The following is a 2,700-nucleotide window of genomic DNA, read 5'->3' on the forward strand; positions in this document are numbered from 1 at the left end:
TGTTACTAGCGAATTGACTTCGCAAATGTTTGTTTTGGATTCAACCTAAGTTGAATCGCCCTGCACATTTGATTCGTCGAAACTTTGTTCAGTTTTCAAAGGTCTAAACTCAACGTTGCCAATGTCTCAACAACTTAATCAGTATATAATACCTAAGTTGTAAAGTCAAGAACATTTTTGAATAAATATTCATCGCAGTTGAGTAAAAACTCAAATCGACAACTATTAAACTTTATCATATATTACTAGGCAATGTCAAGAACTTTTTCAAAAGCTTTTCTGACAAGTTATTGTAACTTGTGACTAGCGCTTATCATTGTCCTGCATTGCTTAAGCAACAGATAGTATCTTACCAAGTATTTAGAATCTGGTCAAGGGAAAATACCAATTTTATTGAAATAAATAAAAGAGACCCCAAAAAGGGTCTCTTTTTATTGCAAGTTCATTCATTTCAATTCAGGTGCATCCGTTTTGTACTCAGCTGATACCTTACCATCATTCTTAGCTTTCGCACTAGTTGGATTATCTTTCTGAGCCTTTTTTAACTGTGCGAGACCGCTATTAAGCTTGTAATTATACTTCGCCTTATCAGTCTTCTTGAAGTTATCGGGATCATAGAATCTGAGCAGATCACCATAGATTACTCGATCTGATAATGAGAGCTCCGTCGTTACGTGATTTTGCAGTGCAGACACTTCTGCCCTTTGTTTCTTATTCAGCTTAAGCACTTCACCCGTCTTAGTATCATACACGGTTGACCCAATCTTAGTATATTGAGGTGAAACAAAGTTACCATTTCGGAATGCCACTAGTTGCTTGCGATTCTTCGCTAATAAATCATTTCCAAATTGAACCGTTGTATTATTCTTAACCCCTAATAGGTCTAATAGCGTAGGTAGCACGTCAATCTCGCCACCATACGTGTGGTTAATGCCACCTTTTAAACCTTCCGCATGAATCATAAATGGTACTTTTTGGAACTGTGCGAGATCATATTGAGTGACTTTATCTTTACCTAACAACTTAGCAATCGCCGGTCTATGGTTATTAGAGATACCATAGTGATCTCCATACAGAACGAAGACACTATTCTTGTAGAGCCCTGCATCTTTTAGGTAACTGATGAATTCTGCGAACGCTTGATCAAGGTAATGTGCTGTCTGAACATATGGATCAACAGTCTTGTCCCCTGTCTTCGTTTGTGGGAAGTCATCAGTATTCTTAGAATCGATTTCATAAGGGTAATGATTGGTCAATGTAATCAACTTCGCATAGAACGGTTGTGATAACTGTTGAATATATTGCGCTGACTGATCAAAGAAGATTTTGTCCTTCATGCCGTAACCAACGTTATAGGCTTCCTTCTCCTTATAGTAGGAATTACTAAAGAAATAGTCATAGCCCCACGATTTATACGTATTATCACGGTTCCAGAAACTTGGAACATCCCCATGGAATGCCGCCGTTGTATAGCCTTGTTGATCTAATATTGAAGGTGCAGCTTGGAACGTATTCTGTGTTCCGTACGTCGTCATAGCTGAGCCTTGAGGTAATCCAAACAACGAGTTTTCTAGCATTAACTCAGCATCAGCCGTCTTTCCTTGCCCCACCTGATTGTAGAAATTGTCAAAACTCAAGGTGTTATTGTTATGGTAGAACTTATTAAGATTTGGCGTTACTTCCTTGCCTTCTACCTTATAGTCAATTAGAAACTGCTGGAAACTCTCTAAATGAATGACAAAGACATTTTTCCCCTTCTGCGTACCGTAGTACTCTGCATTAGGCGAAACTCGACTCTTCTTCAAAAATTTCAGCACACTCTGAATATCGCTGGCACTTGCATTAGCACGTGTGGCGCTTTCCTTTTGTGATTGATAAGCACTAAATGCTGCAAACTCATTTAGTCCTAGGTATTTAACCACGTAGTTATTGTCAAACGTTCGGGTTAATAACCCAGAACGATCGGCGTTAGCCATTCCAAATTCTGCGCCCATTAAGCCCAACGAGACAAGTGTCATCGTGAAAGCGTATCTGCGTTTGAGTGGTCGCTTATCGATTTTGATCACTTTGAATGACAATAGCAGGATGAGAATGAGGACATCCAGATAAACACCGAAATCGCTGATTTTCACGATCTCAGCAAGACTCTTTCCGAGGTTATTTTGAACATCCCCAGACCCCTTAATGATTCCGACTGATAGGAAATCCGAAAACTCTCGGTAGTACACAATATTGGCAAAAATCCAGGTAGACTCCAAGAAGCTGATAATCATCATCAGCCAATAAGCTAAGCGCCCCCTGAAGTAGAGTGCAATTCCAAAAATAAGCAAGGCAGCTGGAATCGGGTTAATCAATAATAGAAATTCCTGAACGCTCCCTTTGGCCCCCAAAGTAAACTTGGTTTGATACACCACGTATGTCTTAATCCAAAACAATGCAACTGTTAAGAAGAAAAACCCCCACTTGGTGTTAATCGTATGCGTAAAACGTTTCATTATATTCGACATTCTGGTTCCTCCGCGTGATATTAACGAACTAAATTATATCTGAATTCAATAAAATATCAATTCATTCCCCTGTTTCTTCAGTAAAACTTCAAAAAAAAGAGGCTGTGACATAAGTCTCTAAAAAGTGGAATCTAAATCGGATAATTCGATTTAGATTCCACTTTTTTAGTCAAGATTAAGGAGCTTAGCTCCT

At 38.9% G+C, this 2,700-nt stretch carries 1 protein-coding gene; it reads right to left on the reverse strand.

The genetic code is table 11. From position 1 onward, the window contains the following. Positions 1–446: 446 nt before the first annotated feature. The gene (locus LOSG293_RS09620; RefSeq protein ID WP_034529819.1) at positions 447–2,507 is read right to left on the reverse strand and encodes an LTA synthase family protein; all 2,061 of its coding nucleotides are present in this window, start codon (positions 2,505–2,507) and stop codon (positions 447–449) included. Positions 2,508–2,700: the final 193 nt, after the last annotated feature.

Source organism: Secundilactobacillus oryzae JCM 18671, assembly GCF_000740055.1.
In the GTDB taxonomy this organism is placed as follows: Bacteria; Bacillota; Bacilli; order Lactobacillales; family Lactobacillaceae; genus Secundilactobacillus; species Secundilactobacillus oryzae.

Coding starts and splice junctions, on each gene's coding strand:
- LOSG293_RS09620 (WP_034529819.1), bottom strand. CDS start 2,507: ATGTCGAATATAATGAAACGTTTTACGCATACGATTAACACCAAGTGG.